The sequence below is a fragment of the Microvirga lotononidis genome (assembly GCF_034627025.1).
Lineage (GTDB): Bacteria > Pseudomonadota > Alphaproteobacteria > Rhizobiales > Beijerinckiaceae > Microvirga > Microvirga lotononidis.
This window is the reverse complement of sequence record NZ_CP141048.1, coordinates 4,828,134-4,854,601: the sequence shown is the minus strand read 5'-3', so window position 1 is coordinate 4,854,601 and position 26,468 is coordinate 4,828,134. Positions and strand designations below refer to the sequence as shown.

Here is a 26,468-nt window from a genome sequence, read left to right as displayed (position 1 = left end):
AAAAAGATACAGTATGGGGAACCGATGACGGTCCAACGGCAGATCGGATTTTGGATTGCGGCGCTGGTCGCCGCGGTTCTACTGCTGTTCGTCCTGCGCGGCATCCTCCTGCCGTTCGTTGCCGGCTTCGCTCTCGCCTACCTGCTCGATCCCCTCGCCGACCGGCTGCAGAAGGTCGGCATCGGGCGCCTCGGCGCGAGCCTCCTCATCCTGATTCTTTTCGTTTTCATCCTCATCATTGCCCTCATGATCCTGGTGCCGTTCGCGGCGCAGCAGGTGGGGGCGTTCGTGGAGCGGCTGCCCGGCTACGTGGCGAGGCTTCAGGAACTCGGGGCGGAGCAGATCGGTCCTCTGATCCGGAAGCTCGGAATCGAGGACGCGCTGCCTGCGGCGCCTCCTTCGGTGGGGAACCTCATCAGTCAGGGCATCGCCTGGATCACCGCCTTCCTGCAGGGCCTCTGGTCCGGCGGGCAGGCGCTCATCGGCATCTTCTCCCTGCTGGTGGTCACGCCGGTCGTCGCTTTCTACATGCTGGTCGACTGGGACCGCATGGTCAGAACAGTGGATTCCTGGATGCCCATGAGGCACCGGGACACGATCCGCGCCATCGCCCGCGATATCGACCGCGCCATTGCAGGGTTCGTCCGGGGCCAGGCCCTGGTCTGCCTCATCCTCGGCACGTTCTACGCGGTGAGCCTCGCCATCGTCGGGCTGAATTTCGGCGCCCTGATCGGGATGACGGCCGGGTTGTTGAGCTTCATCCCCTATGTGGGATCGCTCACGGGGCTCATCCTCTCGGTGGGGGTCGCCATCGTGCAGTTCTGGCCGGACTGGACCATGATCGCCGCGACGCTGGGCATCTTCATCTTCGGCCAGTTCGTGGAGGGCAACATCCTGTCGCCGAAGCTCGTGGGGGATTCCGTCGGCCTGCACCCGGTCTGGCTCATGTTCGCCCTTGTGGCGTTCGGCGCCCTCTTTGGATTCGTCGGGCTGCTGCTGGCCGTTCCCCTTGCCGCCGCCATGGGCGTCATCGCGCGCTTCGCCTTGCGGCAGTACTTGGCAAGCCCCCTCTATCGCGGCACGGAGCCGATGATCCTGAAACCCAAGGTCGGACCCGAGAAGGTCGATCTCGATGCGTGAGGTGCCCAAGCAGCTCGCCTTCGACTTGCCCCTCGATCCCCGTTTCGGCGCCGAAGATTTCCTCGTCAGCCCGTCGAACGAGCAGGCTTACGGCCTCATCGAGAGCTGGCCCGACTGGCCTGACACGATCCTGCTCCTCGTCGGCCCCCGTGGCAGCGGCAAGAGCCACCTCGCTTCGATCTGGGCGACGAATGCCCGCGCCTGGACCATCGATGCCTCCGGAATCACGCAGGACAAGGTTCCTCACCTCATATCCAACGGCGCGCTCGCCATCGAGGACATGGACCGGGGTGAGCGGGACGAGGCGGCCCTGTTCCATCTCCTGAATCTCGCGCGCGAGAGGAAGGCTTCGCTCCTGATCACCTGCGAGACGCCTCCCGACCGGTGGTCCCTGCGCACGCCGGATCTGCTGTCGCGCCTGCGCCTCGCCCCGAGCGTGTCGCTGGACGCGCCGGACGATGCGCTGCTCAAAGCCGTGCTGGTGAAGCTTTTCGTCGACAGGCAACTCGTGGTCGACACCTCCGTTGTCGATTATATTGCTCTGAGGATCGAACGCTCATTGGCGAAAGCCTCCGAACTCGTGGCGCTTCTCGATCGGGAAGCCCTGAGCCGGGGGCGCCGCGTGTCCCGGGCGATCGCGGCGGAGATTCTTGGTGCCGCACAGGAAACGGATGAGAGCGAGTGAAGTCTGACACTAACGCCGCACTGACGAACCGTCGTGAAACCGTCACGAAGCCGAGAGCAAAACGATCTCCGAAGAACGAGAATGCGGAGAACGAAGTGCGCAGCGCGATTGCTCTGAAAGAGGTGGAGACCGTCAGCGAGGCTCCGTTGCCGAAGGCGCCGCCGGACATCGAGCTCGATGGGGCGGTGCTGCGGAAGTTCCCCCAGCGCTTCATCAATCGCGAGCTGTCCTGGCTGGAGTTCAACCGCCGGGTCTTCGAGGAGGCATCGAACCGCAACCATCCGCTCCTCGAGCAATTGCGTTTCCTATCGATCTCGGCCGACAACCTGGACGAGTTCTTCATGGTCCGCGTCGCGGGCCTGATCGGGCAGGTTCGCTCGGGCGTCGCCACGGCCTCCCAGGATGGGCTCACGCCGCAGGAGCAGCTGGCGAAGATCTCCGTGGCGGTGTCCCATCTCGCCTCTGACCAGCAGCGGCGCTGGCGCGAGTTGCGGGACGCGCTGCTGGAGGAGGGCATCGTCCTCACCGAAGGGGCGGGGCTGACGAAGGCGGAGGCGTCCTGGCTAGAGGATTACTTCCTCAACCACGTCTTCCCCGTGCTGACGCCGCTCGCCATCGATCCGGCGCATCCCTTTCCGTTCATCCCCAATCTCGGCTCCTCCATCGCCCTGAAGCTTGTGCGCCAGAGCGACGGCAAGGTGCTGAATGCGTTGATCCGTCTGCCGTCGCGGGCCGAGCGGTTCATCCGCCTGCCGGATTTCGCCGAGACGGGCGCTACCCGCTTCATCGCGCTGGAGCAGATGATCGTCCTCTACACGAGCCGCCTTTTCCCCGGATACGCGGTGCAGGGGCAGGGCGCCTTCCGGGTGATCCGCGATTCCGACATCGAAGTGGAGGAGGAGGCGGAGGATCTCGTCCGCCTGTTCGAGACGGCGCTCAAGCAGCGCCGGCGCGGCAGCGTGATCCGGCTGGAGGTCGAGGCCGCCATGCCGGAGGACCTGCGCCTCTTCGTGGCCGAGGAGATGGAGGTGTCCAACGACGAGGTCTTCGTCGTCGAGGGCATGATGGGCCTGCGGGACCTGTCCCAGCTCGTCGCTCTGGAACGGCCCGACCTCAAGTTCAAGCCTTATAATCCGCGGTTCCCCGAGCGCATCCGCGAGCATAGCGGCGATTGCTTCGCGGCGATCCGCGAGAAGGACATCATCGTCCACCACCCTTACGAATCCTTCGACGCGGTGGTGCAGTTCCTGCGTCAGGCGGCCCGCGACCCGAACGTGGTGGCGATCAAGCAGACGCTCTACCGCACATCGTCGGATTCCCCCATCGTTGCGGCGCTCGCCGAAGCCGCCGAGGCCGGTAAGTCCGTCACCGCCCTCGTGGAGCTGAAGGCGCGCTTCGACGAGGAGGCCAATATCCGCTGGGCGCGCGACCTGGAGCGCGCCGGCGCCCAGGTGGTGTTCGGCTTCATCGAGCTGAAGACGCACGCGAAGCTGTCCATGGTCGTGCGCCGCGAAGGCAGCCAGCTCATCACCTATTGCCATGTGGGCACGGGCAACTACCACCCGATCACCGCGCGCATCTACACCGATCTGTCCTATTTCACCGCCGATCCGGCGATTGGGCGGGACGTGTCGCGCATCTTCAACTTCGTGACCGGCTATGCGGAACCCGCCGAGCTGGAACGCATGGCGGTGTCGCCCCTCACCCTGAAAAAGCGGCTGCTCCAGCATATCGAGGAAGAGGTGGCCCATGCCAAGGCGGGGCGGCCGGGGGCGATCTGGGGCAAGTGCAACTCCCTCGTCGACGCGGACATCATCGATGCGCTGTACGACGCGAGCGCGGCGGGCGTGCAGGTCGATCTCATCGTGCGCGGCATCTGCTGCCTCAGGCCGGGCATCCAGGGCCTGTCGGAGAACATCCGGGTCAAGTCCATCGTCGGGCGCTTCCTGGAGCACACGCGCATCTATGCCTTCGGCAACGGGCAGGGGCTGCCGAACCCGAAGGCCCATGTCTATATCTCGTCGGCCGATCTCATGTCGCGCAACCTCGACCGTCGCGTCGAGGCCCTGATGCCGATCCTCAATCCGACCGTGCACCAGCAGGTGCTCGACCAGATCATGCTCGCCAACCTCCTCGACAACGAGCAGAGCTGGACGGTGCTCCCCGACGGCTCGAGCCAGCGGGTGGTGCCGGCCAAGGGCGAGGAACCATTCAACGCTCACAAGTATTTCATGACAAATCCGAGTCTGTCGGGCCGTGGCAAATCCCTCAAAACCTCCAGCCCCAAGGCGCTCGCCAAGCGCGGGCAACGCTGACATGCAGGCCGTAAGCCAGGAGGCCCAGGGACGGCTCAAGATCGGCCGTCCCGTCGCCATCATCGATATCGGGTCGAACTCCGTGCGCCTCGTGGCCTACGAGGGGCTCTCCCGCGCCGTCACGCCGATCTACAACGAGAAGGTCCTCTGCGGCCTCGGGCGCCATGTGGCGACCACCGGCCGGTTGGACGACGAGGCCGTGGACCGGGCCCTGAGGGCGCTCGCCCGGTTCCGCGTCCTCTGCGACACGATGCACGTGTCCGAGGTCTTCGTGCTGGCGACCGCCGCGGCGCGTGACGCCTCCAATGGTCCCGCCTTCCTGGAGGCGGCCGCCGAGGCCTGCGGCCAGCCGATCAGCCTGCTGTCCGGGGCCGAGGAGGCGCGCGCCTCCGCGCTCGGCGTCATCGCGGGCTTCCACGAGCCGGACGGCATGGTCGGCGACATGGGCGGCGGCAGTCTGGAACTGGTCGACGTCCTGGGCTCCCGGGTCGGGCAGGGGATCACCATGCCCCTCGGCGGCCTCGCCCTGCAGGACGTCAGCGGCGGTTCGCTGAAGCGAGCCCAGCGGATCGTTCGCGAAGCCCTGGAACGGGCTCCGGAATACCTGGAAGACCTGCACGGCCGCACCTTCTATGCGGTCGGCGGCACATGGCGCGCCCTGGCGCGACTGCACCAGGCGGCGCGGGATTATCCGCTCCACGTGATGCACGGCTACGTGATCGACCCGGACGACGGGCTCGACTTCCTGCACCTCGTGGAGGAGGCCGATTCCAAGACCCTGAAGGACATCGAGAGCATCTCCGAGGCCCGGCGTCCGCTCCTCGCCTATGGGGCCATCGTGCTGGAGGAGATCATCCGCCTCGGAGAGCCGAAGGAAGTCGCCATCTCGGCCTTCGGCGTGCGCGAGGGCGTCCTGTTCGACCGCCTCGATCAGGAGTCCCGCGAGCGCGACCCGCTCCTCGCGGCGGCGAGCGACCTCAACCTCCTGCGCTCGCGCTCGCCCCGCCATGGGGTGGAGCTGTGCCAATGGACCGAAGCCTTCATCCGGAGCCTGGGCCTGCCGGAGACGGATTACGACACCCGCCTGCGCCGGGCGGCCTGCCTCCTGGCCGATATCGGCTGGCGGGCGCATCCCGATTACCGGGGCGAGCAGAGCCTCAACCTGATCGCCTACGGGGCCTTCGCCGGCCTCGACCATCCGGGCCGGGCCTATCTGGCCCTGTCGATCTTCTTCCGGCACGAGGGGCTCTCGCCCGACAAGGTCAGCTCGCGGATCAAGTCCCTCGCAGGCCCCCGGCTCCTCGAGCGGGCGCGGCTGCTCGCGGCCCTGATGCGCATCGCCTATCCGGTCTCGGTGGCCATGGAGGGGATCCTTCCCCAGGCGCCCCTCACTGCCCGCGGCAATCAGATCGTGCTGAGTCTCCCGGCCGGTCTGGAGCCGCTCGCCAACGAGCGCCTCACGGGCCGCCTTCGCGGCCTCGGCAAGCTTCTCAACATGGATCCCGTCGTCGAAATCCGTTAGAACGCCATCATCGGTCGCGGCTGAAGCTGATCGACTTCGGCCGCGCGCATGTTTATGGCTTTACAGAGCAAGGGACTTCAATACTTTCTCTTCCCACTGGGAAGGAAGCTTAGCCTTTGGGGACAACCATGGAATTGATCGACCTCACAGCCGTTCGCAACGCCGAGCGGTCCAGCGAGCCCTACAACTACGTTCTGGCTTCGAATCTTCTGAAGCAGGACAAGATCGACGAGCTGCGGCGGGACTTTCCCGACATCGACAAGCCCGGCTATTTGACCGTCGACGAGGTCAAGCTTCACGGCCGCTTCAAGAAGCTCATCGAGGAGCTGGAAGGCCCCGAGCTGACCGAGGAGCTGTCCAAGAAGTTCGGCCTGGACCTGCACCAGTATCCGCGCCTGACGACCATCATGAAGAAGTCGCAGCCCAAATACGGGTCCATCCACACGGACGGCCCGTCCAAGGTCATGACCATGCTGGTCTACATGAACGACGAGTGGCAGCAGGACGAAGGCGGCCGCCTGCGCGTCCTCTACGACGACAAGAATTACGACAAGTTCAAGCTGGAAGTGCCGCCCGTCATGGGCACCATGTTCGCCTTCCTGCGCTCCGACAATTCCTGGCACGGCCATCTGCCCTTCTCGGGTGAGCGCCGCGTGGTCCAGATCGCCTGGGTGAAGAGCCAGGCCGACGTGGACCGCAAGAAGAAGCACAACAAGCTTGCCCAGGTCTTCAAGGGCATCTTCGGGCGGTAACCCGCTTTCCGAACCGACGACTTCGTCATGGCCGGGCTTGTCCCGGCCATAGGCATTTAAGGGGGGCGATAATGTCGGATATCAGAACTACCGGGACGCGGACCGTCTACGAGAACCGCTGGATGCGCGTGAGGGAGGATGCGATCGTCCGCCAGGACGGATCGCCCGGCATTTATGGTGTGGTCGAGAAGACGGACTTTGCGATCATTGCCCCGGTCGACAACGGCGTCATCCACCTCGTGGAGCAGTACCGGTATCCGGTACAGGGCCGTTACTGGGAATTGCCGCAGGGCTCATGGGAGGACGCTCCCGGAACCGACCCGCTGGAACTGGCTCGCGCCGAATTGCGCGAGGAGACCGGTTTGACGGCACAGACCATGCGCCATGTGGGTCATCTGTTCGAATGTTACGGATACTCGAACCAGGGCTTCCACATCTACCTCGCGCAGGGGCTTCGGCAGGGCGAGGCCCGCCGTGAGCACGCCGAGCAGGATATGATCAGCCGGGCCTTCCCGTTGGACCAGGTCATGGCGATGATCACGGAAGGAATCATCAAGGATGCCGCGACGGTCGCGACACTCGGACTTCTGCGCCTGAAGGGGCTGATCTGACTCGTCAGACTTCAGCGATCGCCCTCAACTTCACCCGGCCGCGCTCCAGCACCAGACCGAGCTCGCCGTTCTTAAGGGCGAGCGCCTTGTCCCCGAACAGCTTGCGGCGCCAGCCGTGCAGGGACGGCACGTCGGCATCGTCGCTGTCGGCGATGGCTTCCAGCTCCTCGACGGTGGCGATGATCTTGGGCGCGACGCCCTCCTGCTCGGCCACCGCCTTGAGCAGCACCTTCAGCAGATCTACGACGGATCCGGTGTTCGAACGGCCGCGGCTGCGCTCCGGCACGGGGATGGTCGCCATGTCGCGGGCCAGCGCCCGTTCCACCGCGTCCAGGATCTCGCCCCCGGTGCGGGAGCGCTCGAAGCCGTTGGGGATGGTGCGCAGGCGGCCCAGTGCCTCGACGCTGCGCGGGGCCGAGGTGGCGATGTCGATCACCGCGTCGTCCTTGAGGATGCGCCCGCGGGGCACGTCCCGCGCCTGAGCCTCACGCTCGCGCCAGGCGGAGACCTCCATGAGCACGGCGATCTCGCGCGGCTTGCGGAGACGGCCGGCGAGACGGCGCCAGGCATTGCCCGGGTCGGCTTGGTAGGTTTCCGGAGAAGTGAGGATCGCCATCTCCTCGGCGAGCCATTCGAGCCGGCCGTTCTTCTGCAGCTGCGCCATCAGCGCCTCGTAGACCTGCACCAGATGGGTGACGTCCGAGAGGGCGTAGGTCAGCTGCGCGTCGGTCAGCGGGCGGCGCGACCAGTCGGTGAAGCGGGAGGATTTGTCGATCTTGGCCTTGGCCAGATCGTTGGCAAGCTGCTCGTAGGAGACCGAGTCCCCATAGCCGCACACCATGGCGGCGACCTGGGTGTCGAAGAGGGGGATCGGCACGATGCCGCCGAGGTTCCAGACGATCTCCAGGTCCTGCCGGGCCGAATGGAAGACCTTCACCACGTCCGGGTTGGCCATCAGCGTCATGAACGGCTCAAGGCTGATGCCCTCGGCCAGGGGATCGATGAGATAGGCGTCCGCAGGGTCGGGGCCCGCCATCTGGATCAGGCAGAGCTTCGGGTAATAGGTGGTCTCGCGCAGGAACTCCGTGTCGACGGTCACGAACGGATGCTGGCTGAGACGGTTGCAGGCGGCGGCCAGGGCGTCGGTGGAGGTGATCAGGTCCATGGAGCGTTCATAGCCTATCGGAAAGGGGCCCGCGAGTCCGTCATCGACGGACCCGCAGTTTGTCGGAGGATAAGGTAAAGCTTCGCCCGGGCGAAAGGAATAAGGTCAGGCGCCGGCTCGGTTCCGCGCAAGGTGCTTGCGCCGCGCCTTCGCCTGCCGCTCGGCGCGCTTCATGAGCCAGTCGAGGATGTTGTGCTCGACCACGAGGCCGGTCTCCGCGTCCTCCAGACGATGGATCCGGTCGACCCGGAAGCCGCGATAGCCGTCCTCGGACAGGATGTCGATCCCGCCCAGCAGCATCTTGCCCGGCCCCACCTTCAGCTCGCGCGCCAACACCCAGCGCCGGCTCGGATTGCCGGCCTGGTCCACATAGTCGAGTTCCAGCGCGCCCTCCAGCGGATAGACGTGCCAATTGCCCTCGATCCGCTCCTCGACGGGAGCGTTCCGGGCCGGTCTCAACAGGGATGTCGCAAGGGTGCTAACCATAGGAAGAATATGGGAATTCACCCTTTGTTCCGCAAGGATTTCTGAGCTGCTTGAGGTGGAAAATTCGTTGGAAAACAACGGAAGTGCGAAGGGGGACAGCGAAGATGCCGCTGTCATCACCGGCGGCCGTAAGGCCGGGAGGGGATTCATGGTGCTGTGCTTGTGAGTGGATTCCCTTCCCCTCCACTGCGCTTCGGCCGAGAATGACACTCTCGCCGATGACACCCTCTCCGTCATGGCCGGCCTCGTGCCATCCCGATGCCGAAAAGACCCCTGGCCGTCATTCCGGGGCCGCGCAGCGGAGCCCGGAACCCAGAACCGCTGACGACCCAAGGATCGAGCGCGACGGCTGATGCAGCGTTTTATTCTCGGGCGTCGTGTCTATGGGTTCCGGGTTCGCCTGCGGCGCCCCGGAATGACAGCCCCTCCCGGCCATGACGGCGAGAGTTGGTTGGGGCCATGTTATGTTCTCACTTTGTTCTTGACAGTTGCTGCAACCTTGGCTATATCGTTACGCATCCCCGCCTGACGAGGGGCGCGCTCGCGAGGCGTCGCAGTTGTGGGGTGGGGAACGGTCCTGCCGCAGGTCTCGCACACCTGGGGCCGGAGGCCCTTGGCAGCCCTGTGCTGGTCCAAGTCGAAACGCCTAAAAGTACCGTGCGGGACGAGCAGTTCGGCTCTTCCATCAAACATTAGACATCGAGCCGGGCTGCCATCGCGCCACCCTCGATCTCCTGAAAGGCTCGCAGCGCAAGCTGCGGGCCCCAAGGTGCTGGCTCTTTGACATCTCACCTTCACTCACCGTCATCCCGGACGGAGCGTAGCGCAGATCCGGGATCCAGACCCGCCGACAGTGCAAACAGAGGCGTCACGCGGCCCGACTGTTCTTGAGAAGGCGTGGCCCTGGGCTCCCACCAACGCAGGGACGATAGTATCGAGGTTCGGGCATCCCACTCGTCCAACGATCCCGCAAGGACGTTCGCTTGCAGATCGAGCTTGGCTATGAACTGAGAAACAGGGATTCCATGAAAACTTCCAAGGCCTTGGCAATAGGCTTCGGATGGGTCTCCAGGATCATGTGATATCCGTCGATCGGCACAATTTGGGCATCCGGCCTTAGTTCTTGAAACTGGCGGACATAGCGATACGGCAGAAGCCTATCTCTCGTCCCATGAATGACCAGAATGGCCTGGGGCAGTCCGGTGATGATTTGCCGAACATCCACATCAAGGGCGAGCTTGGCTCTGTGCTTGGCGATCTTCGGCGTGAGCAGCTTCAGGGCTTTGTGCATCTCTCTCCGAATATCCTCCGACCCGGTCTGCCCCATCAAGAGCCAGCTTATCGGGGCAAAGGGGATGGCGCGAAGGGGGATAAAGGGTAGCAAATGAACTGCGGCTCTCAGCAAGCCGAGTTTCGGGAAGGAAGCAATGAAAACGACACCCTTCACCTTGTCGGGGCGCTTTTCCGCGATCATGGCAACCAGAGGACCGCTGAAGGACTCTCCGGCCAAGACCAGGGGGCCTTCCGGTAACCGCTCTGCAAGCCACTGCGATAGGCCTTCATAATCGAGATCGGGATCTTCAGGCAGGCTAAAGATTTGGGCCTCGAAGCGGTCTTCGAGGCATTCCATCAGGCCGCGACGCAGCTCAGGGACGCCGTCAATTCCCGGGAAGAGCAGCAATTTCGGTTTCGGGCCGGACATGAGGCCTCAAGATGCTCGAGTCACTTATTGTGAACCTTGTTACGCATGGCATTGAAGTACAATCCTTTCCTTCCGCCTTGACTTCCCCCGACTCCCATGGATGTTGCGCTTAAATCGAACCAGCAGGCTTTTTCCATGTCCGCCTCCATGCACCGTTATCGTTCCCACACCTGCGGCGCGCTCCGCGAATCCGATGTCGGCCAGGTTGCCCGGCTCTCCGGCTGGTGCCACCGCATCCGCGACCATGGCGGCGTGCTGTTCATCGACCTGCGCGACCATTACGGGATGACGCAATGCGTGATCGATCCGGATTCGGCTGCCTTCAAGCAGGCCGAGGCGGCCCGGTCGGAATGGGTGATCCGGGTCGACGGCAAGGTGCGCAAGCGCCCGGCCGGCACCGAGAACCCGGAGCTGCCGACCGGCATGGTCGAGGTCTACATCACGGACATTGAGGTGTTGGGCCCGGCGGCCGAGCTGCCGATGCCGGTCTTCGGCGACCAGGAATACCCGGAGGAGACCCGTCTCACCTACCGGTATCTCGACCTGCGCCGCGAGAAGCTGCACAACAACATCATGAAGCGCGGCGCGATCATCAACTCGCTCCGCAGCCGCATGCAGCAGAGCGGCTTCTTCGAGTTCACGACGCCGATCCTGACCGCCTCCTCGCCGGAAGGCGCGCGCGACTTCCTCGTGCCGTCGCGGATCCATCCCGGCAAGTTCTACGCGCTGCCGCAGGCGCCGCAGCAGTTCAAGCAGCTGATCATGATCTCCGGCTTCGACCGGTACTTCCAGATGGCGCCCTGCTTCCGCGACGAGGACCCGCGCGCCGATCGCCTGCCGGGCGAGTTCTACCAGCTCGACGTGGAGATGAGCTTCGTCACCCAGGAAGACATCTTCCAGACCATGGAGCCGGTGATCCGCGACACCTTCAAGGAGTTCGCGGACGGCAAGCCGGTCACCGAGGTCTTCCCGCGCATCCCGTATTTCGAGTCGATGCTGAAATACGGCAACGACAAGCCGGACCTGCGCAACCCGCTGATCATCGCTGACGTGTCGGAGGTGTTCACCCGTGAGGACGTGACCTTCAACGCGTTCAAGAACGTCATCAAGTCGGGCGGCGTCGTGCGTGCCATCCCGGCGACGGGCGCCGCCTCGCAGCCGCGCTCCTTCTTCGACAAGCTGAACGACTGGGCCCGCTCGGAAGGCGCGCCGGGCCTCGGCTACATCGTGTTCGAGGAAGACAACGGCCAGATCATCGGCAAGGGCCCCATCGCCAAGTTCATCCCCGAAGCCGCGCAGGCCGCCATTCGCGAGAAGGCCGGGATCAAGGCGGGCGACGCGGTGTTCTTCTCGGCCGGCGTCGAGGACAAGGCGGCGTCTCTCGCCGGCAAGGCGCGCACCCGCATCGGCGAGGAGCTCAACCTCATCGACAAGGATCGGTACGAGTTCTGCTGGATCGTCGACTTCCCGCAATACGAGTGGAACGAGGACGAGAAGAAGATCGACTTCTCCCACAACCCGTTCTCCATGGCGAACTTCGACCACGACGCCTTCATGGCCCTCGACCCGACGGACAAGGACACGATCCTCAAGATCACGGCCTTCCAGTACGACATGGTCTGCAACGGCTACGAGATGGCCTCGGGCTCGATCCGCAATCATCGTCCCGACCGGATGGTGAAGGCCTTCGAGATCGCCGGCTACGGCGAGAAGGAGGTCATGGAGCGGTTCGGCGGCATGTATCGCGCGTTCCAGTACGGCGCACCGCCCCACGGCGGCATGGCGGCGGGCGTGGACCGGATCGTGATGCTTCTCTGCGGCGCGCATAACCTGCGCGAGATCACGCTCTTCCCCATGAACCAGAAGGCGGAAGACCTGCTGCTCGGCGCGCCCTCCGAGGCGACCCCGAAGCAGCTGCGCGAGCTGCACATCCGGACGAACCTGCCGGAGAAATGAGCCGCCAGGACGTCACCGCCATCGTCGTGACCTTCGACAGCGCCCATGCGCTGCCGGAGTGTCTTGGCGCGTTACAGACGGACGACGTGCCGGTGATCGTGGTGGACAATGCCTCGGCGGACGGCACCGCCGCGATGGCCGAGGGGCAGGGCGCCCGCGTCATCCGCAATGCCCGCAACGAGGGCTATGGCCGCGCCAACAATATCGGCGTGCGGGCGGCCGACAGCGAATTCGTGCTGATCGTCAATCCGGACTGCATCGTGGACGTGGGCGCGGTCGCGGCCCTCATCGATGCGGCGCGACGCTATCCCGATGCGGCGTTCTTCGCGCCGCAGATCGTGGAGCCGAGCGGACGGGTGTTCTATCAACCGCGCTCCCTCCTCGCCGCCTCGCTGACCAATCCCGGCGGCAAGCTCGTCCTGCCGGAAGGCGAGGCTTGTGCGCCGTTCTTCTCCGGCGCCTGCTTCCTCATCCGCCGCGAAACCTTCCTGCGGCTCGGCGGCTTCGACGAGAACATCTTCCTGTTCTACGAGGACGACGACCTCTGCCGCCGCGTGGCGGATTCCGGCTCTGCCCTGATCTATGTCCCGCAGGCCGTCGTCAGGCATGGACGCGGCCGGTCGAGCGGCGACAAGCCCGGCCGCGTCTTCACCTCCCGCTGGCATCAGGCCTGGTCGCGGGCCTATGTGAGCCGCAAATACGGGCTGCCGAACCCGGCGCCGGGCATGTTCGGCATCAATGCCCTCAAGACCCTGGCCGCGAGCCTGACGTTCCGGCGCAAGCTCGTCGAGCGCTACGGCGGCTCGGCGGCCGGAGCCTGGGCTGCGATGCGGGGCCGCAAGGCGTTCTGACGGGGCCACCGGGGGATACCTCGGGCGTATTGCCGTCGTACCGCGGTTCATTTAATGGCTTTGACGGACAAGCTCCGACAAGCGGGGCGCAGGAGAGAAGGTAGACCGGCACGATGGCTCCTGCGCGTCCCTGGCAAGGTGTGAGGATCGAGAGCGCGATCGCCGGACCTCACAACAATCTCACCTTGATCCGCCTTGCCCTCGCCCTCGCCGTCGTGGTGTCCCACGCCTTCAGCGTCACCACGGGCGAGTTGCTCGACGAGCCCCTGGCGGCGTCGACCGGCTTCACCCTGGGCGAGCATGCGGTGAACGGCTTCTTCGCCATCTCCGGCTTCCTCGTCACCATGAGCTTCGACCGGCGCGGCTGGCGTGACTATGTGATCGCCCGGACCTTGCGCATCGCGCCCGGACTGATCGTGGCGGTGCTCGTGGTGGCGCTCCTGCTCGGAACCGCCATGACCACGCTGCCTATCGGCGAGTATCTCGGGAGCCCGACCTTACGCCGCTTCATCACGGCGACGCTCACGAGCCTCAAGAGCAACACGGAGCTGCCAGGCGTGTTCACCGGCAATCCCCTGGTGCTTCCCATGGGAACCGTCTGGACCCTCAAATACGAGGTCATATGTTACGCGGGCGTCCTCCTCATGGGCCTTCTCGGATTGCTGCATTCCCGCACCGCCGCGCTCGTGCTTGTCGGCGGGCTTGCGATCGGGTTGGTGGGGCTTGATCTCCTTCAGCCGGACGCTCCGAAGGGCGTGCAGACGGCCCTCCGCCTGCCGCTGATCTTCGCGTTCGGCGGCGCGCTTTACGTCTGGCGAAGCCGGGTCCGTCTCTCGGGGCTACTCGTTCCGGTGCTGCTCCTCGCGACGTGGCTCAGCGCCGGATCCTTCCTGTACAAGACGCTGCTGTTCATGGGCTCAACCTACAGTATCCTGTGGCTGGCCTTCGCGCCGATGCTCACACGCTTCGGGTACGAGCCCAAGGCGGACCTGTCCTACGGCACCTACCTGTATGGCTGGCCGATCCAGCAGAGCCTGCATGCACTCTGGTCGGGCATATCCGCCGGCGCGCTGCTGGCGCCCTCGCTGGCGATTACCCTCATGGTCGCAGCCGTGTCATGGTATCTGATCGAGAAGCCGGCTTTGGGCCTCAAGGCCAAAGCGCTTGGTCGCCGCACGCTCAGGACGATTGAGCCCGCAGCACCTTGACGGCCGCGATCAGCTCGCGGATCCGGTCGCTCTGCAGAAGCGGAATGATGGTCGCGATCTTCTCCCGCGGCAGCTCCCACCATTGCACCTCGAGCAGGGCCGCGATGGTCTCCTCGTCGAAACGATAACGGATCACCTTCGCCGGATTGCCGCCGACGATGGCGTAGGGCGGGACATCCCTGGTCACGACGGCCTGGGCCGCGACCACGGCGCCATGCCCTACGGTCAAACCTGACATGATGATGGCGCCGGAGCCCAGCCAGACGTCGTGACCGATGACCACGTCGCCCCGGGAGGTATGATAATCCTCGCTCCTGGGCGCCCCGGGCCAAAGCTCCCGGAAGGCCGAGAAGGGATAGGTGGTGCCCCAATCCGTGCGGTGGTTGCCGCCGAGGAGGATCTCCACCTTGTCGGCGATGGATCCGTAGCGCCCGATGGTGAGCTTGCGGCCCGATTCCGGGAACCTGACCTTGGGCTTGCCGTAGGTAAACTCCCCGATCTCATACCCGTAACGCCCAGCCATGCGAGCCAGGTGGACACGGGTCTGGTTGTGCGGGTTGCGCCAGTTCTTCAGGCGATGCCGCAGCTTCATCGCGCGACCCCGCGGCTTAAGACAAGGACATTGACGACAGGGTGAAGGGCGCGCACAAGAGCCTCCAAATTGGTTTGGTCAGTGCAAGGAGCGTCGGGGATGGGAGACAACATCTCGCAGGATCTGAAATCGGGAGCGATGTTCTATCACCAGCATCCGCGCCCCGGAAAGCTCGAGATCCAGCCGACCAAGCCGCTCGGCAACCAGCGCGACCTGGCTTTGGCCTATTCTCCCGGCGTGGCTGCACCCTGTGAGGCCATCGCGGCCGATCCGGCGGAGGCCGCCAATCTCACGTCGCGCCAGAACCTGGTGGCCGTCATCTCCAACGGCACGGCCGTACTGGGCCTCGGCGACATCGGCCCGCTCGCCTCCAAGCCCGTGATGGAGGGCAAGGCGGTCCTGTTCAAGAAGTTCTCCGGCATCGACGTGTTCGACATCGAACTGGCCGAGAAGAACGTCGACAAGATGGTCGAGGTGATCGCCGCGCTCGAGCCGACCTTCGGTGGCATCAATCTCGAGGATATCAAGGCGCCCGAATGCTTCGAGGTCGAAGAGCGGCTGAAGGCCCGCATGGGCATTCCGGTCTTCCACGACGACCAGCACGGCACCGCCATCATCGTGGGCGCGGCGGTGACGAACGCGCTCGAACTCGCCGGCAAGCGCATCGAGGACGTGAAGATCGTCACCTCGGGCGCCGGCGCGGCGGCGCTCGCCTGCCTCAATCTCCTCGTGTCGCTCGGTGCCAAGCGCGAGAACATCTGGGTCACGGACATCGAAGGCGTGGTGCATGAGGGCCGCAACGAGCTCATGGACCGCTGGAAATCGGTCTACGCGCAGAAGACCGATGCACGAACGCTTGCCGATGTCATCCCCAATGCGGACGTGTTCCTCGGCCTTTCCGCCGGCGGCGTCCTGAAGCCGGAGCTGCTCGCCCAGATGGCGCCACGCCCGCTGATCATGGCGCTCGCCAATCCTTATCCCGAGATCATGCCGGAGGAGGCGGAGGCTGCCCGCCCCGACGCGATGATCTGCACCGGCCGCTCGGACTATCCGAACCAGGTGAACAACGTCCTGTGCTTCCCCTACATCTTCCGCGGCGCGCTCGACGTGCAGGCGACCACGATCAACGAGGAGATGAAGGCCGCTGCCGTGAAGGCTATCGCCGGATTGGCCCGTGAGGCCCCGTCCGAGGTGGTGGCGCGCGCCTATGGCGGCGAGGCGCATCCCTTCGGCCGCAAATCCCTGATCCCGAGCCCCTTCGATCCGCGCCTCATCCTGCGCATCGCTCCGGCGGTCGCGAAGGCGGCGATGGATTCCGGCGTCGCGAAGAAGCCTCTGGAGGATATCGAGGCTTACACGGAATCGCTCGGCCGGTTCGTGTTCCGCTCCGGCTTCATCATGAAGCCGTTGTTCTCGCAGGCGAAAGCCGATCCGAAGCGCGTCATCTATGCGGAAGGGGAGGATGAGCGCGTGCTGCGCGCCGTGCAGGTGATCGTCGAGGAAGGCATCGCCAACCCGATCCTGATCGGGCGCCCGAACGTCGTCGAGGCGCGCATGAAGCGCTTCGGTCTGTCGATGGAGATCGGACGGCATTTCGATCTGGTGAACCCCGAGGACGATCCGCGCTACCGCGATTACGTCGCCACCTATGTCGAGGCTGCGGGACGCAAGGGCATCACGCCCGACGCGGCGCGGACGCTGGTGCGCACCAACAACACCGTCATCGGCGCGCTCGCCGTGAGGCGAGGGGACGCGGATGCGCTGATCTGCGGTCTCGAAGGCCGCTTCCAGTCCCGCGTCAAGCACATCAAGGACATCATCGGGCTCGCGCCCGGCGTGCACGAGATGGCGGCCCTGTCGCTCGTCATCACGTCGAAGGGCGCGTACTTCCTTGCCGACACCCATGTGCAGTTCGATCCGACGGCGGAAGAGATCGCCGACATGACGATCGCCTGTGCCAGCCATGTGCGCCGTTTCGGCATGGAGCCCAAGATCGCGCTCCTATCCCACTCGGATTTCGGCGCGGCGGACAGCCGCTCGGCGCTGAAGATGCGCGAGGCCTTGGCCTGCATCAACGAGCGCGCGCCGGATCTCGAGGTCGACGGCGAGATGCAGGCGGACGCAGCCCTGTCCCAGATGATCCGCGACCGGATCAATCCTAACTCGCGCCTGAAGGGCGAGGCGAACGTGCTGATCATGCCGAACCTGGACGCGGCCAACATCGCGTTCCAGTTCACGAAGGTCCTAGCGGATTCGCTTCCCGTTGGCCCGATCCTCATCGGCCCGGCCAAGCCCGCCCATATCCTGACGCCGTCCGTGACGGCGCGCGGCATCGTCAACCTGACAGCCATCGCGGTCGTGGAGGCGCAGGCGGCGGAACAGGATCAGCCGTCGCTGATCTGAGGAACGGCCTAACAGGCGCCGCCTTGTCGGATTCTCCTCTCACGTCAGGCCGGGCCTGTCCCGGCCGTCCCGATACGGAGAAGCGCCGCGCCCTTCCGATCGAGATCACCGGCACAAGGCCGGTGATGACATGAAGGGTGATGGCGGGGCGTCACTCGGCCTTTGCGCTCACGTTCAGCTTGTCGAGAATGGCCTTGGGATCGGGGAGCACGACCGCTTCCGCGATGCCGAAACCTGACGGGTCCTTAGGAGTCGCATTGATCGTAAGCTTGCCGGGCTTGGCGATGAAGCGGGCAATGGCTTGGCTCAAGGCTTGAGCCTGATCCGAGCTGCCGAGCATCGCCGGCACTACGAAGGCCGCAGCCGCGGCATAGGTCCGGCGCAGCGATTCCGGCGTCGTCTTCTGCTCCTTGGCGGCCTTGGCCATGTAGCGCTCGAACAAGCCGCTGTTCTGGACCGTGAGGTCCAGGGCCTTGGCCTTGGCTCCGACCAGGGCGACGGTCGCAATGGCCGTGTCGGCGTTGAAGATGTCCTTGCCGACATTGCCGATGCGGCCGCTCAGGCCGACAGTGCCCATGTCCTGGCCCTGGAACGAGACTTCGTTGAGCATGATCTCGCTCGTAGACTCGTTCCATGTGGCGGCGGCGCCGAACGACACATCGACGTTCTTATAGCCTAGAGCCACAAGTTCCTTGATGCCGTCGTCGCTGCTGTTCGAGGGCAGCGCCATCGCAAAATTCTGCAGCCCGATGCGGATATTGGTCGGTACGGCGTTGATCGGGCGGTCCGCAGTCAGTTCGAAGCCCTTCAGCGCGGCTTGAACCTTCACCTTCTTGCCTTCGTCGTCCGTGGTTCCATCGATGGAGAGACCGGATAGACGCAACGTCCCCAGAGTCGGGACGAGGCTGCGCATCGCGGCCGGGTCGATATCATCGAAGGATTTCCCCTGGAGCGTTCTCAAGCCTTCGATCGTCTGCTTGAAGGAGAAACCCGTCAGGCTCAGGCCATCGATCTTCACCCGGTTGTCTTTGTCGGAAAACTCGAAGCCTTCCCATCGGACGTCCGCCGGCTGACCGTTTGCGCTGCCCGTATAGGCGATCCGGCTGATGCGGCCTTGGCCAGGGGAATCCTTGCCTTTCGAGCTCACCTCGATTCCCGAGGCTTCCATGCCGCCGATGTGAAACGCATCGAGGAGATCGGCGATGACGGAAACGAGGCGGGCCTGGTCGCCCGAGGACAGATCCTTGCGATCGGCCATCTCGGTCATGGCACTCACGGTGCCTGTCCAGGAATCCCTGGTCGGGCGTCCTTGGAAATCCTGCCCGTTGAGCCTGGCGATCCTGACGGTCACGCCGTCTTCATTGTCTGCGACTTCGGTATTCTCGATGGAAAAAGTGCCGTAGAGTCTGATGAGCGGAGCGTTATCGCTATCGGCCTTCGTCTCGTACAGCCGGGCCAGAGCGGGAAGATCGAGCTCGTTCAAGCTCGTGCGGCCCATGCTGATGAGAGCGCTGTTCTTGGGGCCGCTCGTCTCGGTCGCGCTGGTCTCGATCAGGATAGAGGCGACGCGGCCATCCGCAACATCGCTGAGCGTAGCGTTTCGATAGGTCGTCGTCTGCGACTGCGTGCCGACGGTCTGCGTCACCCGCGCCTCGGGAATGGTGATCCGCTTCACGGTGATGCGCTTCAGCCGGCTTTCCATCGGCTCGGTCGAAGTCGCGGAGAACAGTGCCTCGATGTCGGCCCGCGATGAAGAGACGCCGGAGAACTCGATCCGCTTGGCCTCATAGGTCGTCGACCCGAATGCGAAGCTCACGTTCTCCAGGCTGAAGGTGTCGGCGGATTGCGCGAAGGCCGCGCTCCAGAGGGGAACCTTGACGGCGCCTACCGTGACGCGGTGAGTGCCGTTGTCCAGCATGAGGTCCCGGATCACTGCAGGTTCGAGCTGCAGAGCCACGCAGCCTGCCGTCAAGGCGAGTGCGCAGACACCCGCGCGATAATGAAGTCCCATCTCAGTCCCCCAAAGCCGGCGAATCTGGCGCCGGTCGAACCTTAATGAAAATGTCCCGGGAGAATAGGGCGTGACGTAACGATTTTACAACGAGAACGAGGTGCCGCAGCCGCAAGAGGCGGTGGCATGGGGATTCTCGATCTTGAAGGATTGGCCGATCAGGTCGTCCACGAAATCGATGACGGAGCCGTCCATGTACTGGATCGACACCTCGTCCACGACCACGGTCGCCCCGTCCCTTTCGATCACGAGGTCGTCGTCCTGCCGAGTGCGGTCCACGTCGAATGCGTACTGGAAGCCGGAGCAGCCGCCTCCGTTGACGCTGATTCTCAGGTGGGAGCCGGCGGGCTCGGACGACATGATCTCGTTGATGCGGCGGGCGGCGCGGTCAGTCAGGGTGATACCGGTCATGGGCAATTCCAGTCCTTGGGCGGACGCAATTCTTGCATAAAGTGTTAAGAGCAAGGTAAGTGCGCACTGACAAGGCTTCAACCCGGGGAAGATCGTGCGGCCCTATGGCGAGAGATGGCGAGCCCCTTATGCCTGCGACCCTTGGGGAAGCAGAGGCCGGCTGTTCCCGGAGGCGGTGTCGCCGACCCGCAGCGAATTCCAGCGCGACCGGGACCGGATCATTCATTCCTCGGCCTTTCGGCGCCTGAAGCACAAGACGCAGGTGTTCGTCTATCACGAGGGCGATCACTTCCGGACCCGGCTGACCCATACCATCGAAGTGAGCCAGATCGCCCGGGCGCTCGCCCGCTCCCTCGGCCTCGACGAGGATCTGGCCGAGGCTCTGGCGCTGTCCCACGACCTCGGCCATACGCCCTTCGGCCATACCGGCGAGGACACCCTCGACGAGTGCATGGCCGGGTTCGGCGGCTTCGATCATAACGCCCAGGCCCTGCGGGTGGTGACCCGTCTGGAGCGCCGCTACGCGGAATATGACGGGCTCAACCTCACCTGGGAAACCCTGGAGGGGCTGGTCAAGCACAACGGCCCGCTCCTGGATGCCGGGGGGCAACCGACCCTGCGCTATGCCGCGCGGGGCGTCCCGCTGGCGATCCTCGAATACAACGCCCTCCAGGACCTGGAACTCGCCACCCATGCCGGAGGGGAGGCCCAGGCGGCCGCCATCGCGGACGACATCGCCTACGATGCCCACGACATCGACGACGGGTTGCGGGCTGGGCTGTTCAGGATCGAGGAATTGCGCGCGGTGCCGTTTCTCGACGGCCTCCTCACTGAGATCGACGCGCGTTATCCAACTCTCGATCTCTCCCGGCGCATCCATGAGCTGACCCGGCGCGTCATCACGCGCTTCGTCGAGGACGTGGTCGCCGAGGGCGAGCGCAGGATCGCCGCGCTGTCGCCGCAGAGCGCGCAGGACATCCGGCAGGCGGGCGACACCATGGTCTGCTTCTCGAAGGGCATGACGGAGGCCGACGCCTCCATCAAACGCTTCCTCTACGCCCACATGTACCGGCACCCGGACGTGATGCGGGTCCGCGCCCAGGCGGATTCCGTGCTGCGGGACCTTTTCAGACGCTTCAAGGCCGAGCCGGAGCTGATGCCGGAGGAATGGCAGGCCGACCTGCCGAAGGACGACGAGCCAAGGCTCGCCCGTCGGGTGGCTGACTACATCGCCGGCATGACGGACCGATATGCGATCCTTGAACACCGGCGGCTGTTTGACGTGACGCCGGACCTGCGTTAGCGCATCGTGCGGAAAAGTGGCTTCGGTTTTCCGCTCTGGACGGTGCGCTCATTTCGGGATGAGATCATCGGATGAGCCCCAAAGGTGGCTTCCGCTTTTGGGCCGATGACCGAGCGCACGATGGCATTCAGGGCCCGGGGCCCTTCAGAGATAAAGTACCATGAACATTTTCGGGCTGTTTGAGAAGCGGGTTGCGGATGCGCTCGGCCGGTTGGCCGAAGAGGGCAAGATTCCATCGGGGCTGAATGTCAGCCGCGTCGTGGTCGAGCCGCCGCGCGATCCCTCCCATGGCGACCTCGCCACGAACGCCGCCATGGTACTGGCCAAGGAGGCGCGCATGAACCCGCGTGCCCTGGCCGAGCTTCTCGTCGCCGACCTCAAGGACGATCCGCGCGTCACCAACGTGGAGATCGCCGGTCCCGGCTTCATCAATATCCGGTTGGTGCCCTCGACCCTGCGCGAGGTTCTGCGGGCCGCTGTCGTCGACAGCGACGGTTTCGGCCGGAGTGGGCAGGGGGCGGGCGCGCCGGTCAATGTCGAGTATGTCTCGGCCAATCCGACGGGGCCGATGCATGTGGGTCATTGCCGGGGCGCAGTGTTCGGCGACGCCCTGGCCGGGCTCCTGGATTTCGCCGGCTACAAGGTCACGCGCGAATACTACATCAACGATGCCGGCGCGCAGGTCGATGTTCTCGCCCGCTCGGCCTATCTCCGCTACAAGGAGGCCTTGGGCCACGATATCGGCGAGATTCCGGAGGGGCTTTATCCTGGCGATTACCTGAAGCCCGTCGGCGAGCGGATGGCCAAGGAATACGGCACGAGCCTGCTCGACAAACCCGAAGCCGAATGGCTGCCGCTCGTGCGCGAGACCTCCATCAATGCCATGATGGACATGATCCGGGAGGACCTCGCTGCCCTCAACATCCATCACGACGTGTTCTTCTCGGAACGCTCCCTGCAGCGGGGGCCTCAGGATCAGGTCAAGGAGCTCATCACGGAGCTGCGCGGCCGTGATCTGGTCTATATGGGCCGCCTGCCGCCCCCCAAGGGCCAGAAGGACGAGGACTGGGAGGACCGGGATCAATTGCTCTTCCGCGCCACCGCTTTCGGCGACGAGGTGGATCGCCCGCTCCTGAAGTCCGACGGATCCTACACTTATTTCGCCTCCGACATCGCCTATCACCGCTCCAAGTTCGAGCGGGGCTTCGCCTCTATGATCGACGTGTGGGGCGCGGACCACGGCGGCTACGTGAAGCGCATGCAGGCGGCCGTGAAAGCCGTTTCGGACAATAAGGCCGATCTCGACGTGAAGCTGTGCCAGCTCGTGAAGCTTCTCCGCGGCGGCGAGCCGGTGAAGATGTCGAAGCGCTCGGGTGACTTCGTGACCCTTCGCGAGGTGGTTGACGAGGTGGGCCGGGACGCCACCCGCTTCATGATGATCTTCCGCAAGAACGACGCAACCCTGGATTTCGACCTGGCCAAGGTGGTCGAGCAGTCCAAGGACAACCCGGTCTTCTACGTCCAGTACGCCCACGCACGGTGTGCTTCGGTCTTTCGTCAGGCGGCGGAGGCGTTCCCGGGCGCCGACTTCTCGGCGGCACAGCTCGAGAAGGCGGATCTGTCGATCCTGAGTGACGACGCGGAAATGGACATCGTCCATCGCATCGCCCAGTTCCCCCGGACGATCGAAGCCGCGGCCGAAGCCCACGAACCCCATCGCGTCGCGTTTTACCTGTACGACCTGGCGAGTGCCTTCCATAGTTTATGGAATAAGGGCAAAGACTTGCCGCAATTACGCTTTGTTAATCTAACTGATAAAGATTCAACACAAGCGAGACTCGCTCTCGTGCATGCCCTCAAGGGCGTGCTCGCATCTGGTCTCGCAATCCTGGGCGTCACGGCACCCGACGAAATGCGATAGTGTTTCTTCAGGCGGATCAACCGCTTACGAAGCGTTCGCGTCGGGTTTCGTTACGTCGTGCAGGCGGAGCAACGGTGCTCCTGTCGCGTAACTGGAGATCCGGCGCATGAGCGAATCAGTAAAGCCCCGTTTTGCCGTCGACCTTAACGAGATCGAACGGCAACTCGCGCAGGCGGGAACCCCGCAATCCCAGCCGGCTACCGCCGGGCGGAACGATCCGCTCGCGGAATTGGCCCGGATTGTAGGGCAAGACGATCCCTTCCAGGCCATTTTGGCTAATGATGGTTCCGCCCGGCCGCGCCAGCAGGGCTCGTCGATCGACGACCTCTTTGCCGTCCGCGACACCGTGCCGCACGCCGCGCGCGAAGTGCCGGTCCGCGCGCCGCAGGGAGGTCACGCCGCGCCGTCGTTCGATCTCGGCGGATATGCGCAGAGCCATGTTCGTGCGCCCGAGCCCGGTTATGCCCACCAGCCCGCTCACCAGGGGCACGACGCTTACGGCAACGAGGCCTACGCGCAGGACTACTATGCCGATCAGGCCGGGCCTTACGCGGACCAGGAGTACGATCAGCAGCAGGATTACGCTCCGGTCGAGAAAGGCCGGTCCCGCAAGAGCGTGGTAGCCATCGCCGCGGTCGTGGGTGCCGTCGTGCTCGGCGGCGGCGGAGCCTACCTGGCTTCGGGCTCGTCAGCGATCACCGGGGGAGAGCCGCCCCTCGTGAAGGCCAGCAACGAGCCCACGAAGGTCCAGCCGCAAAATCCGGGTGGGGTCGAAATCCCGAACCAGAACAAGCAGATCTACGAGCGCGCCAACCAGAATGCGGCGACAAAGGTCGTCAATCGGGAGGAGCAGCCGGTCGATCTGCAGCAGGCCGTGCGCATGAATGGCGGCGCTGTAGCCGACGCCACGGGCGGCACGATCCCCACCAGTTCGGTCAAGCCTCATCAGACCGCCAGCCTGAATCTCGGGGAGCCGAAGAAGGTCCGCACGGTCACCATCCGTCCCGACGGCACCGTGGCGGGCTCGGAGCGCCCGGCCGCCCAGCCGGCAACTCCCACGACCATGACGCTGCCGCCCCAGGCCCAGGCCCAGCCTGCTCCCGTTCAGACGGCGTCCACCCAGCCTCGCGCGGCGGCGAGCACCCCGGTCGCGGCGCCCGCTACGCCTTCTCCGGCTCCGAAGCCCGCGGCAGCCACGCCCGCACCGACGCAGGTCGCATCCGTTCAGCCGATCGCTCCCGCAACGGCAGCTGCGGAAACGACGCCCACCGGCGGTTTCGCCGTGCAGCTCGGCCTCGCCAATTCGGAAGCCGGCGCTCAGACGGCCTTTGCCTCGTTCCAGCGCAAGTATCCCGATCTCGAAGGCATGCCGTCCCTCATCCGCAAGGCCGAGGTGAACGGCAGCACCATCTATCGCGTGCGGGTCGGGCCCCTGTCCAAGGAAGAGGCATCCTCCCTCTGCTCCAAGCTGCAGGGACAGGGTGGGCAGTGCTTCGTCGCTAAGAACTGATACGGCTTGGCGGTCGAGATTTCTTGACCCTGCCGAGCAGGAGACTTAAGGCGCGGGTATGAACACCCGCGCCTTTATTGCTGGATGCTCCGGCACCGAGCTCACCCTGGACGAGGCCTCTTTCTTCAAGGAGGCAGATCCCTGGGGCTTCATCCTGTTCCGCCGCAACGTGGAGAGCCCCGAGCAGGTGAGGGCGCTCTGTGCCGCCTTGAGGGACGCGGTCGGCCGGTCCGACGCGCCGATCCTGATCGACCAGGAGGGTGGCCGGGTTCAGCGCCTCGGGCCGCCGCATTGGCCCAAATACCCCTCCGGCCGCACCTATGGCCGCCTTCATGCGAACGATCCGCTCGTTCAGCGCGAGATCGCCCGGCTCGGAGCCCGACTGATCGCTCACGACCTCCGCTCCGTCGGCATCACGGTCGATTGCCTGCCGGTCCTGGACGTCCCCTCGCCGGGCGCCCACGACGTGATCGGCGACCGGGCCTACGGCCCAACGCCGAGTCAGGTTGCCATCCTGGGCCGGGCGGCCGCCGAGGGACTCCTGGCGGGCGGCGTGCTGCCTGTGGTCAAACATATGCCGGGGCATGGCCGGGCCGGAGCCGACAGTCACCTGGCCCTGCCCGTTGTCGATGCCTCCCGGGACGAGCTTGAGCGGCACGATTTCGCGCCTTTCCGCATGCTCACCGACATGCCCCTCGCCATGACGGCACACGTTGTCTACACGGCCCTGGACCCGGAGCGTCCCGCGACGACCTCCCCGGTGGTCATGCAGGACATCATCCGCGGCCATATCGGCTATGACGGGCTGGTGATGACCGACGACCTGTCGATGCACGCCCTTTCCGGTTCGTTCCGGGATCGGACGGAGGCCGCCTTCGCGGCCGGCTGCGACATGGCCCTTCACTGCAACGGCAACATGGAGGAGATGCGCGCCGTCGCCGAGGCAGCCCCCATCCTGGGCGGGGAAGCCCTGCGCCGCGCTAACGCTGCGTTAGCACGCATCACCCATGATCCGGAGCCGTTGGATCCTGTGGATGCACGATCCAGGCTCGATTCTGCTCTTGCGATGATCGCCTAAAGCTAATGAAGCTTCGAACCCCATGAGTTGAGTACGGTCGATGGCAAACCCCTTACCCTTCGAGGATGTCGAGCGCACGGAGCGGGCCGAGAGCGAGCCCGCCCTGCTCGTCGACGTGGATGGGTTCGAAGGGCCGCTCGACCTGCTGCTGGAACTCGCCCGGCGTCAGAAGGTGGATCTCCACCGGATCTCGATCCTGGCCCTTGCCGAGCAGTACATCGCCTTCATCGAGGCGGCGCGGCGCATGCGCCTGGAACTGGCGGCCGATTACCTCGTGATGGCGGCCTGGCTTGCCTATCTCAAGTCGCGCCTCCTGCTGCCCGAGCCGCCGAAGGGCGAGGAGCCGAGCGCCGAGGAACTCGCCTCGGCCCTGGCCCTGCGCCTGCGCCGCCTGGAGGCGATCCGCGAGGCCGCCAAGAAGATGGGCGAGCGTGCGTGGCTCGGCCGTGATGTCTTCGCCCGGGGCGCACCGGAGCCCGTGATCATCCTCCGGGATTCCCGCTACGAGGCGAGCCTCTACGACCTTCTCAAGGCCTATGCCCAGCAGCGGCAGATCCAGTTCAACGCGAAGGTTTCCCTCCACAAGCGGAACGTCTGGTCGCTGGTCGATGCGCGGGAGGCCCTTGAGCGTCTGGTCGGCCACTTGAACGACTGGGTGACGCTCGACACCTATCTGATGGAATACATGGTCGAGCCCGCCATGCGACCGACAATTCTCGCCTCGGCCCTGTCCGCAACCCTGGAAATGGTGCGCGAGGGCAAGCTGACGGTCCGGCAGGACGAGGCCTTTGCTCCGGTCTGGGTCAAGCCCGTGGCCGACCCGGCCGAGGCAGGAGTTTGATCACG

Annotated in this window: 21 protein-coding genes; 15 read left to right on the top strand and 6 right to left on the bottom strand. The window is 64.9% G+C overall.

Features of this window, described 5'->3' with window-relative positions; genetic code table 11:
- Nucleotides 1-24: 24 nt before the first annotated feature.
- The 6 genes from U0023_RS22850 (at nucleotide 25) to U0023_RS22825 (ending at nucleotide 7,025) form a co-directional block, all read left to right on the top strand.
- Complete coding sequence (locus tag U0023_RS22850; protein ID WP_009764534.1) at nucleotides 25-1,140, top strand: AI-2E family transporter; 1,116 nt, start codon at nucleotides 25-27, stop codon at nucleotides 1,138-1,140.
- Nucleotides 1,133-1,825 carry a P-loop NTPase family protein gene (locus U0023_RS22845; protein WP_009764535.1) on the top strand — a complete coding sequence of 231 codons (693 nt, stop codon included), beginning with the start codon at nucleotides 1,133-1,135 and terminating at the stop codon, nucleotides 1,823-1,825. Before U0023_RS22850 ends, U0023_RS22845 begins: the two co-directional genes overlap by 8 nt.
- A 122-nt stretch (nucleotides 1,826-1,947) precedes the next feature.
- On the top strand, nucleotides 1,948-4,140 hold the full coding sequence (locus tag U0023_RS22840) for an RNA degradosome polyphosphate kinase (protein ID WP_407667421.1): 2,193 nt from the start codon (nucleotides 1,948-1,950) through the stop codon (nucleotides 4,138-4,140).
- A 1-nt stretch (nucleotide 4,141) separates the two neighbouring features.
- The gene (ppx, locus tag U0023_RS22835) at nucleotides 4,142-5,662 is read left to right on the top strand and encodes an exopolyphosphatase (protein WP_009764537.1); all 1,521 of its coding nucleotides are present in this window, start codon (nucleotides 4,142-4,144) and stop codon (nucleotides 5,660-5,662) included.
- Nucleotides 5,663-5,790: 128 nt separating this feature from the next.
- Nucleotides 5,791-6,414 (top strand): 2OG-Fe(II) oxygenase, encoded by a 624-nt coding sequence (locus U0023_RS22830; protein ID WP_009764538.1) that lies wholly within the window; start codon nucleotides 5,791-5,793, stop codon nucleotides 6,412-6,414.
- Between the two features lie 71 nt (nucleotides 6,415-6,485).
- Complete coding sequence (locus U0023_RS22825) at nucleotides 6,486-7,025, top strand: NUDIX domain-containing protein (RefSeq protein WP_009764539.1); 540 nt, start codon at nucleotides 6,486-6,488, stop codon at nucleotides 7,023-7,025.
- 4 nt (nucleotides 7,026-7,029) lie between these two features.
- On the opposite strand, the gene rnd is transcribed toward U0023_RS22825, so the two are convergent.
- From rnd to U0023_RS22810, 3 genes are all read right to left on the bottom strand, one after another.
- Complete coding sequence (gene rnd / locus U0023_RS22820) at nucleotides 7,030-8,190, bottom strand: ribonuclease D (protein WP_009764540.1); 1,161 nt, start codon at nucleotides 8,188-8,190, stop codon at nucleotides 7,030-7,032.
- A 105-nt stretch (nucleotides 8,191-8,295) separates the two neighbouring features.
- Entirely contained in the window at nucleotides 8,296-8,649 is a 354-nt protein-coding gene (locus U0023_RS22815; RefSeq protein WP_245273004.1) for a hypothetical protein, read from the bottom strand.
- A gap of 1,027 nt (nucleotides 8,650-9,676) precedes the next feature.
- A complete protein-coding gene (locus U0023_RS22810) occupies nucleotides 9,677-10,378 on the bottom strand; it encodes an alpha/beta fold hydrolase (RefSeq protein ID WP_009764542.1) in 702 nt (233 codons plus the stop codon).
- Nucleotides 10,379-10,525: 147 nt separating this feature from the next.
- Here U0023_RS22810 and aspS point away from each other — a divergent pair, with 147 nt between their 5' ends.
- The 3 genes from aspS to U0023_RS22795 all read left to right on the top strand — a co-directional run bounded on the left by aspS (nucleotide 10,526) and on the right by U0023_RS22795 (nucleotide 14,393).
- Nucleotides 10,526-12,334 (top strand): aspartate--tRNA ligase, encoded by a 1,809-nt coding sequence (aspS, locus tag U0023_RS22805; protein WP_040639204.1) that lies wholly within the window; start codon nucleotides 10,526-10,528, stop codon nucleotides 12,332-12,334.
- Nucleotides 12,331-13,185 carry a glycosyltransferase family 2 protein gene (locus tag U0023_RS22800; RefSeq protein WP_009764544.1) on the top strand — a complete coding sequence of 285 codons (855 nt, stop codon included), beginning with the start codon at nucleotides 12,331-12,333 and terminating at the stop codon, nucleotides 13,183-13,185. Before aspS ends, U0023_RS22800 begins: the two co-directional genes overlap by 4 nt.
- A gap of 113 nt (nucleotides 13,186-13,298) precedes the next feature.
- Nucleotides 13,299-14,393: an acyltransferase family protein gene (locus U0023_RS22795; protein ID WP_009764545.1), complete on the top strand. Its 1,095-nt coding sequence runs from the start codon at nucleotides 13,299-13,301 to the stop codon at nucleotides 14,391-14,393.
- On the opposite strand, the gene U0023_RS22790 is transcribed toward U0023_RS22795, so the two are convergent.
- The gene (locus U0023_RS22790) at nucleotides 14,365-14,985 is read right to left on the bottom strand and encodes a CatB-related O-acetyltransferase (protein ID WP_009764546.1); all 621 of its coding nucleotides are present in this window, start codon (nucleotides 14,983-14,985) and stop codon (nucleotides 14,365-14,367) included. The two genes, U0023_RS22795 and U0023_RS22790, sit on opposite strands and share 29 nt — an antisense overlap.
- Nucleotides 14,986-15,084: 99 nt before the next feature.
- On the opposite strand from U0023_RS22790, the gene U0023_RS22785 reads away from it, so the two are divergent.
- A complete protein-coding gene (locus U0023_RS22785) occupies nucleotides 15,085-17,388 on the top strand; it encodes an NADP-dependent malic enzyme (protein ID WP_009764547.1) in 2,304 nt (767 codons plus the stop codon).
- A 151-nt stretch (nucleotides 17,389-17,539) separates the two neighbouring features.
- On the opposite strand, the gene U0023_RS22780 is transcribed toward U0023_RS22785, so the two are convergent.
- Together U0023_RS22780 and erpA are read right to left on the bottom strand one after the other, a co-directional pair.
- Nucleotides 17,540-19,399, bottom strand: a complete 1,860-nt coding sequence (locus tag U0023_RS22780) for a hypothetical protein (protein ID WP_009764548.1) — start codon at nucleotides 19,397-19,399, stop codon at nucleotides 17,540-17,542.
- 84 nt (nucleotides 19,400-19,483) lie between these two features.
- On the bottom strand, nucleotides 19,484-19,810 hold the full coding sequence (gene erpA, locus U0023_RS22775; protein ID WP_009764549.1) for an iron-sulfur cluster insertion protein ErpA: 327 nt from the start codon (nucleotides 19,808-19,810) through the stop codon (nucleotides 19,484-19,486).
- Between the two features lie 94 nt (nucleotides 19,811-19,904).
- On the opposite strand from erpA, the gene U0023_RS22770 reads away from it, so the two are divergent.
- The 5 genes from U0023_RS22770 to U0023_RS22750 all read left to right on the top strand — a co-directional run bounded on the left by U0023_RS22770 (nucleotide 19,905) and on the right by U0023_RS22750 (nucleotide 26,463).
- Entirely contained in the window at nucleotides 19,905-21,113 is a 1,209-nt protein-coding gene (locus U0023_RS22770) for a deoxyguanosinetriphosphate triphosphohydrolase (protein ID WP_009764550.1), read from the top strand.
- A gap of 160 nt (nucleotides 21,114-21,273) precedes the next feature.
- On the top strand, nucleotides 21,274-23,034 hold the full coding sequence (argS, locus tag U0023_RS22765) for an arginine--tRNA ligase (protein WP_009764551.1): 1,761 nt from the start codon (nucleotides 21,274-21,276) through the stop codon (nucleotides 23,032-23,034).
- 106 nt (nucleotides 23,035-23,140) lie between these two features.
- A complete protein-coding gene (locus U0023_RS22760; RefSeq protein ID WP_009764552.1) occupies nucleotides 23,141-24,544 on the top strand; it encodes an SPOR domain-containing protein in 1,404 nt (467 codons plus the stop codon).
- A gap of 58 nt (nucleotides 24,545-24,602) precedes the next feature.
- On the top strand, nucleotides 24,603-25,622 hold the full coding sequence (gene nagZ, locus U0023_RS22755) for a beta-N-acetylhexosaminidase (protein ID WP_009764553.1): 1,020 nt from the start codon (nucleotides 24,603-24,605) through the stop codon (nucleotides 25,620-25,622).
- Between the two features lie 40 nt (nucleotides 25,623-25,662).
- Nucleotides 25,663-26,463 (top strand): segregation and condensation protein A, encoded by an 801-nt coding sequence (locus tag U0023_RS22750; protein WP_009764554.1) that lies wholly within the window; start codon nucleotides 25,663-25,665, stop codon nucleotides 26,461-26,463.
- Nucleotides 26,464-26,468 lie beyond the last annotated feature (5 nt).

Excerpts from the sequence above, each read along its gene's own strand:
- U0023_RS22850 (WP_009764534.1), top strand. The coding sequence starts at position 25 with ATGACGGTCCAACGGCAGATCGGATTTTGGATTGCGGCGCTGGTCGCC.
- U0023_RS22845 (WP_009764535.1), top strand. The coding sequence starts at position 1,133 with ATGCGTGAGGTGCCCAAGCAGCTCGCCTTCGACTTGCCCCTCGATCCC.
- ppx (WP_009764537.1), top strand. The coding sequence starts at position 4,142 with ATGCAGGCCGTAAGCCAGGAGGCCCAGGGACGGCTCAAGATCGGCCGT.
- U0023_RS22830 (WP_009764538.1), top strand. The coding sequence starts at position 5,791 with ATGGAATTGATCGACCTCACAGCCGTTCGCAACGCCGAGCGGTCCAGC.
- U0023_RS22825 (WP_009764539.1), top strand. The coding sequence starts at position 6,486 with ATGTCGGATATCAGAACTACCGGGACGCGGACCGTCTACGAGAACCGC.
- rnd (WP_009764540.1), bottom strand. The coding sequence starts at position 8,190 with ATGGACCTGATCACCTCCACCGACGCCCTGGCCGCCGCCTGCAACCGT.
- U0023_RS22810 (WP_009764542.1), bottom strand. The coding sequence starts at position 10,378 with ATGTCCGGCCCGAAACCGAAATTGCTGCTCTTCCCGGGAATTGACGGC.
- aspS (WP_040639204.1), top strand. The coding sequence starts at position 10,526 with ATGCACCGTTATCGTTCCCACACCTGCGGCGCGCTCCGCGAATCCGAT.
- U0023_RS22800 (WP_009764544.1), top strand. The coding sequence starts at position 12,331 with ATGAGCCGCCAGGACGTCACCGCCATCGTCGTGACCTTCGACAGCGCC.
- U0023_RS22795 (WP_009764545.1), top strand. The coding sequence starts at position 13,299 with ATGGCTCCTGCGCGTCCCTGGCAAGGTGTGAGGATCGAGAGCGCGATC.
- U0023_RS22790 (WP_009764546.1), bottom strand. The coding sequence starts at position 14,985 with ATGAAGCTGCGGCATCGCCTGAAGAACTGGCGCAACCCGCACAACCAG.
- U0023_RS22785 (WP_009764547.1), top strand. The coding sequence starts at position 15,085 with ATGGGAGACAACATCTCGCAGGATCTGAAATCGGGAGCGATGTTCTAT.
- U0023_RS22780 (WP_009764548.1), bottom strand. The coding sequence starts at position 19,399 with ATGGGACTTCATTATCGCGCGGGTGTCTGCGCACTCGCCTTGACGGCA.
- erpA (WP_009764549.1), bottom strand. The coding sequence starts at position 19,810 with ATGACCGGTATCACCCTGACTGACCGCGCCGCCCGCCGCATCAACGAG.
- argS (WP_009764551.1), top strand. The coding sequence starts at position 21,274 with ATGAACATTTTCGGGCTGTTTGAGAAGCGGGTTGCGGATGCGCTCGGC.
- U0023_RS22760 (WP_009764552.1), top strand. The coding sequence starts at position 23,141 with ATGAGCGAATCAGTAAAGCCCCGTTTTGCCGTCGACCTTAACGAGATC.
- nagZ (WP_009764553.1), top strand. The coding sequence starts at position 24,603 with ATGAACACCCGCGCCTTTATTGCTGGATGCTCCGGCACCGAGCTCACC.
- U0023_RS22750 (WP_009764554.1), top strand. The coding sequence starts at position 25,663 with ATGGCAAACCCCTTACCCTTCGAGGATGTCGAGCGCACGGAGCGGGCC.